18 protein-coding genes are annotated in these 15291 nt (G+C 59.1%); 7 read left to right on the forward strand and 11 right to left on the reverse strand.

The window, feature by feature from the left end; genetic code table 11:
- Positions 1-24 precede the first annotated feature (24 nt).
- The 7 genes from rpsO to rbfA all read right to left on the reverse strand — a co-directional run bounded on the left by rpsO (position 25) and on the right by rbfA (position 5719).
- Positions 25-294, reverse strand: a complete 270-nt coding sequence (gene rpsO, locus AC2FMY_RS08105) for a 30S ribosomal protein S15 (protein WP_480750272.1) — start codon at positions 292-294, stop codon at positions 25-27.
- A 141-nt stretch (positions 295-435) separates the two neighbouring features.
- Positions 436-1458, reverse strand: a complete 1023-nt coding sequence (locus AC2FMY_RS08110; RefSeq protein ID WP_496807221.1) for a calcium-binding protein — start codon at positions 1456-1458, stop codon at positions 436-438.
- 85 nt (positions 1459-1543) lie between these two features.
- Positions 1544-2065: a DUF1643 domain-containing protein gene (locus tag AC2FMY_RS08115; RefSeq protein WP_496807248.1), complete on the reverse strand. Its 522-nt coding sequence runs from the start codon at positions 2063-2065 to the stop codon at positions 1544-1546.
- A gap of 176 nt (positions 2066-2241) precedes the next feature.
- A complete protein-coding gene (locus tag AC2FMY_RS08120) occupies positions 2242-3435 on the reverse strand; it encodes a hypothetical protein (RefSeq protein WP_496807222.1) in 1194 nt (397 codons plus the stop codon).
- A gap of 188 nt (positions 3436-3623) precedes the next feature.
- A complete protein-coding gene (gene truB / locus AC2FMY_RS08125) occupies positions 3624-4529 on the reverse strand; it encodes a tRNA pseudouridine(55) synthase TruB (RefSeq protein WP_496745789.1) in 906 nt (301 codons plus the stop codon).
- A gap of 54 nt (positions 4530-4583) precedes the next feature.
- Positions 4584-5327 carry a phosphodiester glycosidase family protein gene (locus AC2FMY_RS08130; protein ID WP_496745791.1) on the reverse strand — a complete coding sequence of 248 codons (744 nt, stop codon included), beginning with the start codon at positions 5325-5327 and terminating at the stop codon, positions 4584-4586.
- Positions 5324-5719: a 30S ribosome-binding factor RbfA gene (gene rbfA, locus AC2FMY_RS08135; protein WP_480750276.1), complete on the reverse strand. Its 396-nt coding sequence runs from the start codon at positions 5717-5719 to the stop codon at positions 5324-5326. Before rbfA ends, AC2FMY_RS08130 begins: the two co-directional genes overlap by 4 nt.
- A gap of 92 nt (positions 5720-5811) precedes the next feature.
- On the opposite strand from rbfA, the gene dapB reads away from it, so the two are divergent.
- Genes dapB through AC2FMY_RS08150 form a run of 3 tightly spaced genes read left to right on the forward strand, consistent with a single transcriptional unit; the run spans position 5812 to position 7643 of the window.
- Positions 5812-6621: a 4-hydroxy-tetrahydrodipicolinate reductase gene (gene dapB / locus AC2FMY_RS08140; protein WP_496745793.1), complete on the forward strand. Its 810-nt coding sequence runs from the start codon at positions 5812-5814 to the stop codon at positions 6619-6621.
- Positions 6622-6659: 38 nt separating this feature from the next.
- The gene (locus tag AC2FMY_RS08145) at positions 6660-7358 is read left to right on the forward strand and encodes a DUF2306 domain-containing protein (RefSeq protein ID WP_496807223.1); all 699 of its coding nucleotides are present in this window, start codon (positions 6660-6662) and stop codon (positions 7356-7358) included.
- Between the two features lie 54 nt (positions 7359-7412).
- Positions 7413-7643 carry a cysteine rich repeat-containing protein gene (locus tag AC2FMY_RS08150; RefSeq protein ID WP_496745797.1) on the forward strand — a complete coding sequence of 77 codons (231 nt, stop codon included), beginning with the start codon at positions 7413-7415 and terminating at the stop codon, positions 7641-7643.
- 4 nt (positions 7644-7647) lie between these two features.
- On the opposite strand, the gene AC2FMY_RS08155 is transcribed toward AC2FMY_RS08150, so the two are convergent.
- The 3 genes from AC2FMY_RS08155 to tmpA are packed head-to-tail and all read right to left on the reverse strand — an operon-like array spanning position 7648 to position 10036.
- Positions 7648-8316, reverse strand: a complete 669-nt coding sequence (locus AC2FMY_RS08155) for an ureidoglycolate lyase (RefSeq protein WP_496745799.1) — start codon at positions 8314-8316, stop codon at positions 7648-7650.
- Complete coding sequence (gene tmpB, locus AC2FMY_RS08160) at positions 8313-8903, reverse strand: (R)-1-hydroxy-2-trimethylaminoethylphosphonate oxygenase (protein ID WP_496745801.1); 591 nt, start codon at positions 8901-8903, stop codon at positions 8313-8315. The genes AC2FMY_RS08155 and tmpB overlap by 4 nt, the downstream gene beginning before the upstream one ends.
- Positions 8900-10036 carry a 2-trimethylaminoethylphosphonate dioxygenase gene (gene tmpA / locus AC2FMY_RS08165; protein WP_496745803.1) on the reverse strand — a complete coding sequence of 379 codons (1137 nt, stop codon included), beginning with the start codon at positions 10034-10036 and terminating at the stop codon, positions 8900-8902. The genes tmpB and tmpA overlap by 4 nt, the downstream gene beginning before the upstream one ends.
- A gap of 97 nt (positions 10037-10133) precedes the next feature.
- On the opposite strand from tmpA, the gene AC2FMY_RS08170 reads away from it, so the two are divergent.
- Positions 10134-10994: a LysR family transcriptional regulator gene (locus AC2FMY_RS08170; protein WP_480750283.1), complete on the forward strand. Its 861-nt coding sequence runs from the start codon at positions 10134-10136 to the stop codon at positions 10992-10994.
- Positions 10995-11064: 70 nt separating this feature from the next.
- Positions 11065-11913 carry a hypothetical protein gene (locus tag AC2FMY_RS08175; protein WP_496745805.1) on the forward strand — a complete coding sequence of 283 codons (849 nt, stop codon included), beginning with the start codon at positions 11065-11067 and terminating at the stop codon, positions 11911-11913.
- A 5-nt stretch (positions 11914-11918) separates the two neighbouring features.
- On the opposite strand, the gene AC2FMY_RS08180 is transcribed toward AC2FMY_RS08175, so the two are convergent.
- Complete coding sequence (locus AC2FMY_RS08180) at positions 11919-12101, reverse strand: DUF1674 domain-containing protein (RefSeq protein ID WP_496745807.1); 183 nt, start codon at positions 12099-12101, stop codon at positions 11919-11921.
- Positions 12102-12194: 93 nt separating this feature from the next.
- Here AC2FMY_RS08180 and AC2FMY_RS08185 point away from each other — a divergent pair, with 93 nt between their 5' ends.
- Complete coding sequence (locus tag AC2FMY_RS08185) at positions 12195-13454, forward strand: RsmB/NOP family class I SAM-dependent RNA methyltransferase (RefSeq protein WP_496745808.1); 1260 nt, start codon at positions 12195-12197, stop codon at positions 13452-13454.
- A gap of 85 nt (positions 13455-13539) precedes the next feature.
- The gene (locus AC2FMY_RS08190; protein ID WP_496745810.1) at positions 13540-15279 is read left to right on the forward strand and encodes a heparinase II/III family protein; all 1740 of its coding nucleotides are present in this window, start codon (positions 13540-13542) and stop codon (positions 15277-15279) included.
- The last annotated feature ends 12 nt before the right edge of the window (positions 15280-15291 follow it).

Consider the following 15291-nt stretch of genomic DNA (forward strand, 5'->3'; position numbering starts at 1 on the left):
GTACGAATTGTACAAATGGCGCGCTTAGCGGCGGATGCCCAGGCGCTTGATGAGGTCCTGATAACGGGCCTCTTCCTTGCCCTTCAGATAGTCCAGCAACTTGCGGCGCTGTGCCACCATCTTCAACAGACCACGGCGTCCATGGTTGTCTTTCTTGTGGGTCTTGAAGTGTTCGGTCAGCGTGTTGATGCGCGAGGTCAGGATGGCAACCTGGACTTCCGGCGAACCTGTGTCACCTTCCTTGGTTGCGAACTCTTTCATAACACGTGCTTTTTCTTCAACAGTGATCGACATCGGGGTCTCCTTTGAGGTTAGAGTGAATGGCGCAGGCCGGGATGTCGTCCAGCACAGGCCCGTGGAGATATCCGCCCTGATTCCGGAGCAGATGGGCGCGTATAAGCGCAATTACAGCAGATAGCAAAGGGATTTTGCCGCCTACGCATCGAACCCGTATTGCGACAGATCACTCTCGCGTATCAGCTGGATGTCCGAAGCCGAAACCACACCATCCCCATAGAGCGAGGCAATTTCCTGCCCGGCAACCAATACATGGGTCAGACGCGTGTTCTCCTCGTCCGGCTTGATCTCTATCTCGGGCGGCTCATCCTGATCCCAGGTCACCAGCAGTCGGTCTTGGCCCGGCTCGAAATCCATCACCGTCACGGCGTTCTCCATCGCCTCTGCGCCGACAATGATACTGTCCGCATCTTCGCCCGAAGTCACGATATCTCCTTGACCCGCCAGAATAATATCTTCTCCCGAACCGCCATTGAGATAGTCGACCTCTGTCTCGCCGACCTCTCGACCGGTCAATACATCCCGCCCGTCACCGCCAAACAAGCTGTCCGATCCGGCACCGCCCGACAGGCTATCGTCGCCGTCCCAGCCATGCAGAGCATCGTTACCCGCATCACCGGTCAAGTCGTCATCGCCCTGACCGCCAGTCAACGTGTCCTCGCCATCGCCCCCGGCAATCGAATCGTCACCGAAATCCCCAAAAAGCGCATCATTTCCACTGCCGCCCGCAAGTTGATCATCCCCAAACCCGCCATGGATTTCGTCATCATCTTCTTCACCCGAAATGGAATCGTCGCCTTCGGCACCCTGTAACGTATCATTTCCCGCCCCTCCGAAAATTCCGTCGTCACCGGCATATCCGTTGATCTGGTCATTCCCTTCGACGCCGCTCAAGTTGTTATCTCCGTCATCGCCTGCGATGACGAGATTGCCGTCAAAGTCGCTGATAATCGAAGTATCCCCCCCGGCAGAGGCGTCAAGGACACCGGAAGCATCGGACAGATCCTCAGGTTCCAGCAGATTGCCCTGCTCTTTCTCCCCCTCTAACTCGCCTTCGGTCTGGGCATCCGCGTTTTCATCCTCATCCGGCGTATCGCCACCGATCAAATAGGCTGCGCCGCCTAGGGCTGCAACGCCCAGCAAACCTGCAATCCAGAACATACCCGACCTCCGCACTAACAGCGCCCAAACAAGGGAAACATCCCATGTTTCAAGGACTTCGGTCAAAGCCGATCTGTGTAACTGGTTAATGACCCGTGGACGTTGCCCAGCGCTCGGGTTGTTGAGAATAGGCGATGTAAAGCGGATGTTTTGGGTGCCCCTCTTTGGTCAGCCCTAGGTGAAACAGGGGTTGACCGGTGCCCCGCAGCAACCGTTCCACTTCCTGCCCGCGTTCCAAATGCGATCCGTGGGTACCCCAAGCGGCAATGATTTGATCGGCCCAATTTACACCCGACAGTATTGCCGCGTCGTTCTCTGGCCCAACCGGATCGATGGCGGCGCGCATCTTGCGCGGGTCGGTGTCACGCCAGGCAAAGATGTTCGTGACTTGAATCGCACCGAAGCCCAGCGCGCGGGCGCGGCGTTCACAGCGCTCCACCGTGGGGTCGTTCTGCACCTCGGTTGCGGTCGAAGGGTTCAGCATGACGAAAAGCGCCCTGCGCCCCGTCTGATCCCAGATGCGGGTCAGGCTGTAGCGATAGCATTCGCAATCGGAATAGATGGCGGTCGAGGGCGCATCGCCCTTGGTGTGGCTTCGGGTGATCATCCTCGTGCGCATATCATACTCGGAATCCGCCCGCCACATGCATCCCGGCGGCAATCATTCTCAAAAGAGACGCCAGCCGAATCGAATGACAACATCCCGATGATAGATGGCCAGACAATGCTGGCCATCCATTGTATGTCCGTTCCGCAATTGGCTGAACGGTCGTCTGATCACGATCAGAGGAACCGGAAAACGATCGGGCAGTTGACGACGAAGCCTACCGAGCCGAAATCACCGCCTTCAAGCCCTGTGATCCAGCCACGTTCGACGAGGCCGAGGATCTGGAATTCCTCGGTTACGCGGCTCCGAATACCCTGCTCGATCGCTGCTTGCGTCCAGACACCCGGGTTCAGGTCCCAAAGCGGGCTGTAGTCGGTGGCCACGGTAGGAATGCCGCCCAGCACGTTCAAAGGCGTCCGGCCGTCGCTCAGGGCACTGTTGAGGCCCTGACGTTGCGGATTGTCGTCGCCTGTATGCCCGTTCACCATCACAAAAATGCGCTCGACCGGCGAAAACAGGCTATCATCCGCGCCAACATGAATGCTGGCCAGACCTGGCGCATAAGTTGCTCCTTCGAGTGCTGCCGGAGCGGGGTCGTTGGCATCGGTTGAGACATACAGAACAGGGCGTGCAAAGCTGAACCCGGCGGTCAGTTCGAGGGTGACAGAGCCTTCTTCGGGGCAAATTGAGATCACTTTGTCATGCACGACCGAATGATCGGCTTCGCCGTCGCAGAATCCGTTCAGAATATCGGCATCAACGTCGAACGCAATGATCGGCGCATTATAGATAAACCCGCCTGCGTTTTCGACCTTGACCAGTGGGCTATAGCTTTCATCTCCGACCGAACCGGGCTGGACGGCTTTGGGAGGAAAGAAATTCGGCGCGTCGCCCGGCGTCACGCTGCGTTCTGGAGAAAAATCGACAGTCCCGGAGGCAAACACGAGTTGCAGGTCTTCGGCGAGCGTCGCCTTGCGGACCGCATGCCCGACTTCGGTATAGGTTAATTTCGGCGAGTAGTTCAGCCCCAGCGCTTCGGCATTGCCCTGGTCGTTGGTATCAAGAACGACATACCAGACCGTTTCACCGCTTTCCATCCGACCTTTGTAGAGGGGCAGGGTCACAGTACCTGCGTCGACATCGACCTGACCCGCTTTCAGCAGCTTGTACGGACCAATCAGTTCTTTTTGTACTTCCGAAGGGGCGGGACCGAAATAGGTCAAGGGAATGTCGGCACCAATGGACGGCGGCGCAGGTGCGACATCGCCATCGTCATCCGAGGCTGCGCCTTCGGCATAAACCCCAGACGCCAGAATGGACAACATGGCGGCGCTAAAAAGAGTCGTCGCACCTTTGTTGAATACTTGCATCACTCATTTTCTCCTTGTGATGGCCATGAACTCTTCACAGCTCCAATGTCGCGACAACTCGAAAGGCATTCGCCAATTCGGATCGCGGCACAAGTGACGTTTGGTCAACGCCCCATCAAATGCGATTCACAAGGATGTTGGTTCCAAATAGTTCATACTATGTCAGAAACGCGTGATCGGATCCGGCGTCAGGACGCAAACACCCGGCTTGGATGAAGTTCGCCGGATTTGTAGATGCCCACGGCCACTGCCTGGCCATCCAATGAAGCCCAGGCCTCGTCGCCGTATTCGACATCGGACGCAAAGACCATACCCGGATTACCATTGCGCAGACGGGTGGCGCCTTCGGGGGTGCATTTCAGTTCCGGCAGGTCGGACAGGCCGGTTTCCAACGGGTGCAGATATTCGTCCAGCGCGGTTGTTTTCGCCATTTCGTCAATCTGCTCGATGCTTAACCCGTCCTCGGCCTCGAACGGACCGGACCATATGCGGCGCAGTTCCTTGACGTGGCCGTGACAGCCCAGCGCTTCGCCCAGATCGCGGGCAATCGAGCGGACATAGCCGCCTTTGCCGCAGGTCATCTCCAGCACCACATGGTCTTCGTCGGGGCGGTCAACGAGGATCAGTTCCTCGACCCAAAGGGGGCGGGCGGTCAGCTCCACATCCTCCCCATCGCGGGCCAGTTTATAGGCGCGTTGGCCGTCGATCTTAACCGCCGAGAATTTGGGCGGCACCTGCATGATGTCACCCAGAAACGGGGTCAGCGCCTGTTTGATATCGTCATCCGACGGGCGCGCATCGCTTTGCGCGATCACTTCGCCCTCGGAATCGTCAGTGTTGGTGGCCTGCCCCAGACGCACGGTAAAGGTATAGGCCTTCAGCGCATCGGTGATATAGGGAACGGTCTTGGTCGCCTCGCCCAAGGCAATCGCCAGAACGCCGGTCGCCTCGGGGTCCAGCGTGCCTGCATGGCCCGCCTTTTTGGCATCCATCGCCCAACGCACCTTGTTGACCACGGCGGTCGAGGTCATGCCCGCGGGCTTGTCCACCACCAGCCAGCCGGAAATGTCGCGACCCTTGCGTTTGCGTCCCATCATGCACCTTGAATCTTGCTAAGGCGCGCGAGTTAGCGGATCACACTGCCGCTGTCAATTTGCGGGCGTTTCTTCGACCACGCCGACAATCGGCCCCAGCGAGAATCCCAGATCCGAGCGGTTGCTGGCCCGCTCATACATCCGCGAGATATTGCCGTCGAAGAACAGCGCGTTTGGTGTGCCAAGCACATCGCGGAACAGACGCCCGAACTCGTGGAAGGTGACATAATCTTCCGAGATCGCAAACACCGCCTGTGTACCATCGGAACTGGTGCCGACCCCATTGCGGACATAAAGCGAGGTCGAATCGGGCAGGAAACGCGGGTGCAGTTCTCCGTCGATCACCAGCATGGGGCCGGATTGGGTGGCAAAGCGGCAGGTGGGGGCCTGATCCACGTAATCAAGCGTTTCAAACACATCCGCCCGGCCCTCCCGGATGCAGAACACGCCATTGGGCAGTAAACCGAAATTGCCGGGACCGGGGTTGGCGATCACACGCATCTGCTCCTGCCCGTCCTCGACATAATGGCCAACGGGTGACCGGTCGTCGTGATACATGCCAGCGTTCATTGCAAAAGCCAGTCGCTTGCCTTCCGGGGCCAGCACTTCGTTGACCGCCGAAAAATGCCCCAAAACCTGACCGTCTTCACCGTTCAGGAACAGCCGCAGATCTTCATTGGCGGCATCGACGTTGCAAACCGTATAACGTTTGTCCTCATGGGTCAGCTTTTCACAAGTGACCGCACCTGCCTGCGCGGCCCAGAGAAGCGTTGCCAATGTGACAAACGTGCGGATCACTCGTCCAGATCGCGGCGCACCGCGTCCTGTTCGAACATGCGCCGGGTGTCGTCCAGACGGTCAAACGTGTCATCCAGCCGAAAGCGCAGATCGGGCGCGAATTTCAGGCCGATTTTCTTGCCGACCATGCGCCGCAGCTCACCCTTGTTGCGGGCCAGAAGTTCGATCACGTCCTCCTGCCCTCTGCCGCCAAGGGGCAGCACATAGGCGGTGGCGATCTTCAGATCGGGCGAGGTGCGCACCTCACCCACGGTGATCGACATGCGATTCAGGTCGGGGTCGTGGACATCTCCGCGCGCCAGAACTTCGGACAGGGTGCGACGGATCAGTTCGCCGACACGCAGCTGCCGCTGGGACGGGCCGGGGCCATCATGGAATTTGTTCTTTGCCATAATCCCCGATCTAAGCGCAAAGCGGGGCTTTGCCAAGCGGGCGCGAACCGGGTAGGAGGCTTTGAGCCGACTTAACGAAAAGGACCAGCGCAATGACCCATATTCCGGGGATCGTCATCACAGGGGCTTCGGGCCGTATGGGGCAGATGCTGATCAAGACCGTGACGGACAGCGATCAGGCCCGTCTGGTCGGCGTGGTCGAACGCAAGGGCCATGACTGGATCGGTCAGGATGTGGGCAAGGCCATGGGCGGGCAGGCACTGGGCGTCACTGTCACCGACGATCCGCTGGAGGCCTTTGCGCAGGCGCAGGCAGTGATCGACTTCACCGCGCCCGAGGCGACACTGGAATTCGCCGCGCTGGCGGCGCAGGCACGCTGTGTGCATGTTATCGGCACCACCGGCATGTCCGACGAACAGATCGCAGCACTGGAACCCGCATCTCGCCATGCGGTGATCGTACGGGCCGGAAACATGAGCCTTGGCGTCAACTTGCTGGTGCAACTGACCAAAAAGGTCGCAGCCGCGCTGGATGAGGATTTCGATATCGAGATCATCGAAGGTCACCACCGTCACAAGATCGATGCCCCATCCGGCACCGCCTTGATGCTGGGAGAGGCCGCAGCCAAAGGGCGCGGGGTCAAACTGGCGGACGTTTCCGACCGGGGTCGGGACGGCATCACCGGCGCGCGCAAGCGCGGTGATATCGGCTTTCACGCTATTCGCGGCGGCGACATCGTGGGGGAACATGATGTTCTGTTCGCCGCCCCCGGAGAACGCATCGTTCTGCGCCATCTGGCCACCGACCGCGCCATCTTTGCCCGCGGCGCGCTGAAGGCAGCACTGTGGGGCCAGGGCAAGGCACCGGGTCAGTACAACATGGTGGATGTGTTGGGGCTGTAATCCATAGACGCCCAGGTTACAGGCGCTAAGATCTGTCTATGCGACGCCTGAAATCCCGCGTGTTCAACAGTGCCCTGTTGGTGGTGTTCTATCTGACGCTGCTGCCCTTCGTCGCGCACGGGATTGACATGATCGGCGTCGGGCTGTCTGAGGGCGCGGCACAAAAAAGCTACTTGTTTGCTTATGACCAGAGTGTCGCTAATGCGGCGATGATGTTGCATATCCTTTCCGGAACAGTGTTGGTGGCTCTTGTGCCACTGCAGCTGCTGAAAGGGCTTCGGCTTAAATTCAATCGGTTTCACCGCGGCTTGGGTGTGGCTCTGATTGCGTCGGCTTTGATCACAGGACTGGCAGGAATGACCTATATCCCCCTGCGGGGAACGATCGGTGGACCGATGATGTCTGCAGCGTTTTTCTTGTATGGGCTCTGTCTGTTCACTGCAGCTCTGATGGTGGCGCGCATGGCTATGATCGCGGATCGTGCTGGCCATTGGGTGTGGGGTCTGCGTCTGTTCTGGCTGGCGCTGGGGTCGTGGCTCTACCGTGTGCATTATACGCTTTGGTTTTTGATCACCGGAGGGCTTGGTTCCACGCCTGACTTCTCCAGGCTTTTCGACCGAATTCAGAATTTTGCTTTTTTTGTTCCTTATCTTGTCGCGGTGCAGATCTGGATTGTGGTCCGACCAAGGGCACGGCGCGATAGCCTAAACTTGTATCGAGACTACTCAGGGGTATAGGCTCGGCTAACCGGCGCCATCATTTCGAAAGCCGGGTATCCGGGAGATTACGTTATGATTAGATTTCCAATGATACTTCTGTCTGCCATTCTTGCGACAGCAGCCGACGCCCAACCCAGCGAGGCAGAGAAAAAAGCCCTTGAGGAATATTGCAGGGAAGACGTTGAGCGTCTTTGCAAGGGCGTGAAAATTGGCGGCGGTGCTATTGCGGAATGCTTAAAGGAACACGAACCCGAGATGTCGGTCGGCTGCCTAGAGGCATTAAAAAAAGCACGCGGCGAATAGGTGCTCAAATGTCCTTGATCTTGTCCGCTCGCAAAGGGCAAGCTAGGTAGACGCCGAACTCCCGCCCGATATCTGCGCTGACGCGGGCATGCACACGGCCTTGCCTGTCCAGAAAGCGTTGCTCGTCTTCGACCGGGAAAATCCCCTCGTGCCAGATACCGGGATGGATATACAGCCCGCGCGAACCGTCGCACCAGAACGCCACCACCTTTTCTGGTGTCAGGTTGTCGCCGGGCAACGCGGCAGGAATGATGAAGGGCTTGTTGTCGAGCGGCCAGAACATCTGCCCACCATCCGGGTGATAGTTCATGTGCCACAGCAGCACCTGATCGCGGGGCGCTGTTTGGCGACTTGTCTGTGCCTGCTGCGGATCGGTTGACCATCCGAGGACATAGTGGCCATTGACCGCTTCGTTCTCGCCATAAAGCACGTCACCCTTCCACTCGCCACGAAAGGTGCCTTCGACCCAGCCTCCTTCGTCGCCGGTGCCTTCATCGATCGGTCGCCACCCCTGCTGTGGCCAGCGGGTGATCTCGATCTCGAACCCTTCGGGATCATCGACCAGACACCCATAGCCTTTGACCGAAGCGTCCGTCGCGCGGATCAGGGGGACCTCGTGCCAGGGCAGCGAGGGTTTGGTGCTGGCTTCAAAGATGTATTCCGGGGCGTTCATGCGGCCTCCATGTGCTTGTCGACCATACGCTGCACCATCGGCGCAAAATGTGCAAAGTCAGGGGTTTCCATATCGGCGCGTTTTCCCGCCTCATCCAGATAGCGGACCTGAATGATCTCTTTCAGGTTCGGGTTGGCCTCGAACGCGGCAACTTCTTCGGCGCTCATCGGACCACCTTGCAGTTCCAACGTGTGAACCGACGCCGCGGACAGGCGATTGAAATACTCGGGCTTGGTGGCACACAGATACCGCTTGGCCGCCACGTGATAGCGGCAGCAATCGGTGATGACCGAGGGGAAGAACTGCTCCAGCACTTCCGCGCCCGCGTCCTCATGATGACGGTCTTCGGTGTCGTCGGGGTGGTAGGTGCCGAACTCGGATGTGAAATGGCCGATATCGTGCAGCAATGCGCCCACGATGATTTCCTCAGGCATCCCGTTCTGCTCGGCAATGGTGGCTCCTTGCAGCATGTGCTGGGCCATGGTGACAGGTTCGCCCAGATACTCTTCACCGCCGCGGCGTTCGAAAATATCCCCGATGAAGGCGACGATATTGTCCCGGTTCAGGGTCGAGAAATCGGGTTTCATTCCGCCGCCTCCGGTTGGGCCATCTCCATCACAGCCAGTGTGGACAGCAACCCGTCCTTGTCGGCGTAACATCCCTGCAACCAGCGCGATCCGGCCCCGGAATAGCCCAGCCGCGCGTGCAGGACGCGGGTGTTGTCGACAATAAAGCTTTCCCCCGGTTCCAGCTTGAACGACACGCCCATGGCCGGATCGTCGATGATATCACCCAATTGGCGATAGGCGGCGTAATATGCCTCCATCTTGTCAAACGGCACATCCACAAAGGGGGCAGAAGAGCGGTTGTTGAAGCGGATGCCGATCAGCTCGCCATCCGGTGACAACTCGATCATCGGACGGCGCGAACGCAGGCAGACCCCGTCCGAGCCCTTGTATTCGAACCGCGCCGGATATCCGGCCAGCAGGGCAAAGCCTTCGGGGTTTGCGTCACGCAGTTTTTCGATAGCGCGGAAGCCGTCAACAACGATGGAATCCCCGCCTTCCGCGGAGTTTTCCAGACAATAGAGGATTTGCAAGGTCGGCACCGGGTCGCGATAGGGGTTGTCGGTATGCGCCTGAAGGCCAAGCCCGGTATAGGCAAGGTTGGTCGGGTTCACCTCGGTTCGCACCTCGAAATAGGGGCCATAATTGGTTTCGCGGACATAGCCGAACAGGTCAGCGACCTTCAGCAGCGATTCAGGCTCGGTCGGGCCGCCGGTCAGCTTGGCAAAGCCGAACTCGGCCACAGCGGCCAGCCAGTTCCGCTTGACCTCGGGGTTGGCGTGCACCTGGAGCCAGTCGGCGCTAGGGGCGGCGATACCGCGTTCCCAAGTTGTGATGCCGGGGGCGGTCCAACCGGGTTCATGCGTCTGATCGCGGTCATAGCTGTTTTCGGCCAACCACGCGGCGGGAAAGATGACCGTTTTCCCTTCGGGCTGGAATGTGATCTGCAAATCACCGTCCACCACGTCCGCGGCGTCGACAGAGATATCCGCAGGGATATCGCCGATTGTGATCAGCCGCTGACCATTGCCGGGCGCGCGGGTTTCGGGGTCGAGCGCGTTGTCACGCAACCAGATAGCATGAAAGCGCGCGCGGGCGCCGTTGGCAAAATCCAACGTCACGATGGACGTGTCATGGGTGACTGTGCGCAGCATGGGTTGTCTCCTGTTCGGCGAACTGTACTTGAGGAAATACCTTGCGCATGACATTACGACAACTAATCCTTATTTCGACTAAGGGATGGAAATTCTTATGGATAGAAAACGGCGTGGCCTTCCGCCACTGGATTGGTTGCGGGTATTTGAAGCTGCGGGCCGCTTAGGGGGATTTTCAGCCGCAGCTCGTGAGTTTGGCCTGACGCAGGCGGCGGTCAGCCAGAGAATCGGCAACCTCGAGGTCTGGCTGGGCCGGTCGCTTTTCGTTCGCGAGGCGCGCGGCGTGTCGCTGACGGTTGAGGGAGAAAGCTATCTGCCATTGGTTCAGGAAAGCCTGACTGCGTTGGAGCGCAACACCGAAGATCTTTTCGGAAAGTCCCCCAGAGAGCTGCGCGTTGCGGGCATGAGTTCACATATCAACGCGCTGGTAGTGGCGCGATGTGCGGGGTTTCACATCGACCATCCCGAGGTCCGGTTGGTCACCGAATCCTTGGCATTGCGATCGGAACTGGATGAGGCCAGGACTTGGCTGCAAGTCCGATATGGTCGCGGCGTGTGGCCCAGACGAGAAGCGCAACTGATCGCGCAAGAAGTGCTGGCCCCCATGGCCGCGCCCGGAACGGAATGGGGTGCACCGTTGATCGAATTGCGCGGCGAACGGCCCGGCTGGCGCGAATGGGCACGCAACGCAGGCCAGCCGGACACTGCGCCTGCCTTGCTAAGCGTCGACTCGATGGGGCATGCGTTGACGGCAGCCGAACAGGGGCTTGGTGTAGTTTTGGGGTCAATCGCTTTGGCAAAGACGGCTTGCGCGGCCAGACGGTTGCACCTGCTCGGCCTACCCGCGTTGCCAACCCGCGACGGATACTGGCTGACATGGCCTGAGGGGCGGCTGCAATCCAGGCGGCAGCGTGCATTGGTTACCGGGTTTCTGGATTTGATTCGACAGGATGCCTGACAGGGCCCATTTCAATGTTTGGTTTTGAGGTAATCCCGAGTTGCGGTATCCTGCAATCAGGAGATTTCCGATGCCTGCATTTGTGTTCAACTTCCTTGCTGTCATCCTTATAACTATCCTGCCCGCGGGCAAACTGGCCGCCCAAAGCCCGCAGGATCTTGTGCAGTGGATCTATGTGTCACTATCGCAACCGGGACTTCATGGTGTTCCCTATCTGTCTGCTCCAGAGCGTCGGCAGCAGTTCTTTTCCGACCGCCTTATCCGCCTGTTTGCCGCGAATGAATTTAAGGACGCCAACCGCCAGCCGCCGTGCATCGGTTTTGGCGTCGATGTTTCCGGGCAGGACTATGACGCTGCAGAGATCTTGCGCACCCTGCAAATCGAGGCCGTGAACGAAGGCACCCGCCAGATCGTGCATGCAAGGTTCCGGAACTTCGGGAAACCCGAAATTGTGAGTTATGAATTTGCCCCGGTCGACGGGCATTGGCGAATCGATGACATCGCCGGCCAAGGATGGCGTTTGTCGGAAATACCTTGTGACGCAGCCAACGTCGCAGCGCCGTCAACCGAGCTTGCCGGATATTGTTATGTTCACGATGGAGGGACGCTGAGGATCGAACTCGACAGCACTGGTGCCGGTCTCTTCGACCTCGAAATCTGGGCGGCAACCGGTCATTTCTGCGGGATCAGAGGTAATTTGACCCCGACAACGACAGGATGGCTCTATCAGGAACAACTGTCCAACGGGGTGTTATGCCGCCTTGAGTTGGGAGTTACGCGGGATCAAGGAGTCAGGATCAACGACCCGCAACACGATTGCAAGTCGCACTATTGCGGAATGAAGGCCGCGATGGATGGCACGGAGTTCCCCAGGTCTTCGCAGGTCGATTGCGCGCAAGTTCCCCGCGATCAGAACTGAGCCTGTCAGAAGTCGATGGCGATGCCCTTTTTTTCCCAATCGCCATAGCGCGCCGGGTCGGGGCCGTCCCGTCCACCCAATTCCTTTGGCAACTCCTTTGCTACGGCCGCAGCATTCTTGCGACGCTCTTCGGCCTCGGCGAGCGCGCGTTTCGCGGTGGGAGAAAGGTCTTTGCGGTCGTCACTCATTGCATCGGGTTCCTTTTCGACTTTGCACTTGATATACGCCCACGTCCGTCCGACACAATGCGGGCGGAGGTCACATGCAAAAAGGCGGTATTCATGGCAGACAGCGCAACCTCGGCGCGGCGCAGCGCGATCTATCTGCTGGATCAAATTCTGGGTGAGGGTCGCCTGATGTCCGAATGTCTGGCCGCAGGAGCACTGGATCGGTTGTTACCCGAAGATCGGGCGCGTGCGCAGCGGCTGGCGCTGGAGACCCTACGCGGGCTTGAGCGCGCCGACCGGTTGCTGAGTGGTCATCTGAAGAAAGCGCCAGCCCTGACAGTCAAAAATGCGTTGCGGCTTGCAACGGTCGAACTTTGTCAGGGCGAAGCAGCGCACGGCGTTGTGAATTCGTTGGTTGAGATCGTGGGGCGCAGTCGCAAGCACGGGCGACTCAAGGGGCTGGTCAATGCCGTTCTCCGAAAGATCGCCGCAGAAGGGCCTGATGCGTGGCCGCGCATGCGGGTGCCTCGCATGCCCGAATGGTTACGCGGACCGTTGATTGAGGCATGGGGAAAAGAGGCTGTCACCGGGATCGAGCACGCACATTTTGCAGGTGCGCCACTGGACCTGACAGTGAAGCCGGGCGCCGAAGCGCCCGACGGTGAAAAGCTGCCAACCGGATCGATCCGATTGCACGGCACCCATCAGGTGTCGGTCCTTCCCGGATTTTCCGACGGAAACTGGTGGGTTCAGGATGCTGCGGCTGCATTGCCTGTAAAAATATTGGCCGCGCAATCCGGAGAGCGTGTTCTGGATTTGTGCGCGGCACCGGGCGGCAAGACGATGCAACTTGCCTCCTTCGGCGCCAAGGTTACGGCGCTGGACATTTCAGAGACCCGTATGGCGCGCGTGCGGGAGAATCTGGCGCGCACCGGGTTGCAAGCTGAGTTGATCATAGGCGACGCGCTGGAGCACGGGGGTACCTATGACGCGGTGCTTCTCGACGCGCCATGTTCAGCGACCGGAACCATCCGGCGGCATCCCGACCTGCCCTTTGCCAAGGACGGTTCGGAATTCGGTCCGCTGATCGAGTTGCAAGCGAAAATGTTGGCACACGCCTGGACGCTGGTGAGGCCCGGTGGTCGGTTAGTCTATTGCACCTGTTCGCTGTTGCCCGACGAAGGCGAGGTTCAGGTCGAGGAGGCGCTGGAGCTGTTCCCCGATATGGCGGCGGACCGAAGCATATCAAATCTTCCGGGTGTTGACACCAGCTGGATCACCGAAGAAGGCGGCCTGCGTCTGCGCCCGGACTACTGGCCTGATCGAGGTGGAATGGACGGATTTTACGTCGCGTGTTTGCGCAAAGCAGGCTAAGATGGACTCTTTTCGGTGACACGGCACCGATGACCCGCTATTTTCGCGTTCAAACGCCATAGAGCGTAAGAGGCAGGGGAACGAGATGTCCGGCCCGCGTACAATTTCCAGCAGATGGGGGCGGTTTCAGAACCGTCTTTATGTGCGCCTCAGTCAGCGTCGAAAGGCAATTGCCGGTTTCGTGTCCCAGCCAGAGCCGCGAACTGTCGGTTCCTTCGCGCGTGGACGGCAACTTGTGGCGGGCAACTTGCTGTTCGCTGGTTACCTCGTCGAATCTCAGGACAGTGGTTTGTGGGAAGTCGAGGCCCCGAATGCAGCCTTTGACGCCGAGAGGCATGGGTTCGTTTGGCTTGACGACCTGGCTGCGGTCGGCGACCCGAATGCTCGCGAAAAAGCGCAACTTTGGCTGTGGGGCTGGATAGAGACTCAGGGACAGTCCTACGGTTCCGGATGGGCTCCTGACCTGACCGGCAGACGTTTGATCCGCTGGATCAATCATTCGGCCTTCCTGTTACGCGGAACTGATGACGCCCACAGCGAGGCATTTTTGCGCTCATTGGCCCAACAAACCTGGTACCTGTCGAAACGCTGGTACCAGACGACACCGGGCCTGCCGCGTTTCGAGGCTCTGTGCGGCCTTATCTATGCCAGCCTGGCACTGGAAGGTTTCGAGGCTTTGGCCGATCCCGCGATCAAGGCTTTGGGAAAGGAATGCAAAACTCAGATCGACGAGACTGGCGGAATTCCCACCCGTAATTCCGAAGAATTACTGGAAGTGTTCACGTTACTGACATGGACGGCGGCAGCGCTGCATGACGTCGGACGCGGAACTCCCTCTGACCACACGGCGGCCATCAAGCGGATTGCGCCCACCCTTCGTAGCCTGCGCCACACAGATGGGGGTCTGGCCCGCTTCCACGGCGGCGGGCGCGGTCTGGAAGGACGGCTCGATCACGCGCTTGCACAAAGCGGCGTCAAGCCACATCATCCCGTCGGATTGGTGATGGGATACGCCAGATTGTCGGCGGGCCGCACAAGCATCGTGGTCGATGCGAGTTCACCGCCTATCGGGCGCGCATCGTATAACGGTCACGCCTCGACCCTGGCATTCGAGTTGACATCAGGGCGGCGGCCTTTGATCGTCAATTGCGGCTCTGGGGAGAGTTTCGGAATGGAGTGGCGCCGCGCGGGTCGGGCAACACCGTCACATTCAACCTTATGCCTGGACGGCTATTCCAGTGCTCGCCTGACTGGGTCGCACAAGGGCACCGAGTTCGAGGAATTGACTGATGTACCGGCAAACGTGCCCGTGGAAATCGAAGAGACCCATGGCGGAGTGCGTTTTCAGGGTGCACATGACGGTTACATCAAGGCTTTGGGGCTGACTCATGCACGCACTCTGGACCTTGCGTTTGACGGCCGGGAGCTGACGGGCGAGGATCTTTTGCTGGCCTTGGGTGATGCGGCCAAGCGCCGGTTTGATGGGGCGGTCGACGCATCGGGGCTGACCGGGATTGGAATCGACGTCCGTTTTCACCTGCATCCCGACATCGACGCCGCGCTGGATCTGGGTGGCGCGGCGGTATCGATGGCGCTCAAAAGCGGGGAAATCTGGATCTTTCGGCATGACTCTCCTTGCGAGTTGTCATTGAAACCAAGCGTTTATCTTGAAAAAGGTCGATTAAAGCCACGCGCGACAAAACAGATCGTTCTATCCGGGCGCGCAATGGAGTATGCGACGCGCATCCGGTGGTCGTTGAGCAAGGCCCATGATACAGCTGTTGCCGTTCGCGACGTAAGCCGGGACGAACCCGATTTCGACTGATCCGCATAAGGA

Source organism: Ruegeria sp. YKSE079, from assembly GCF_059612845.1.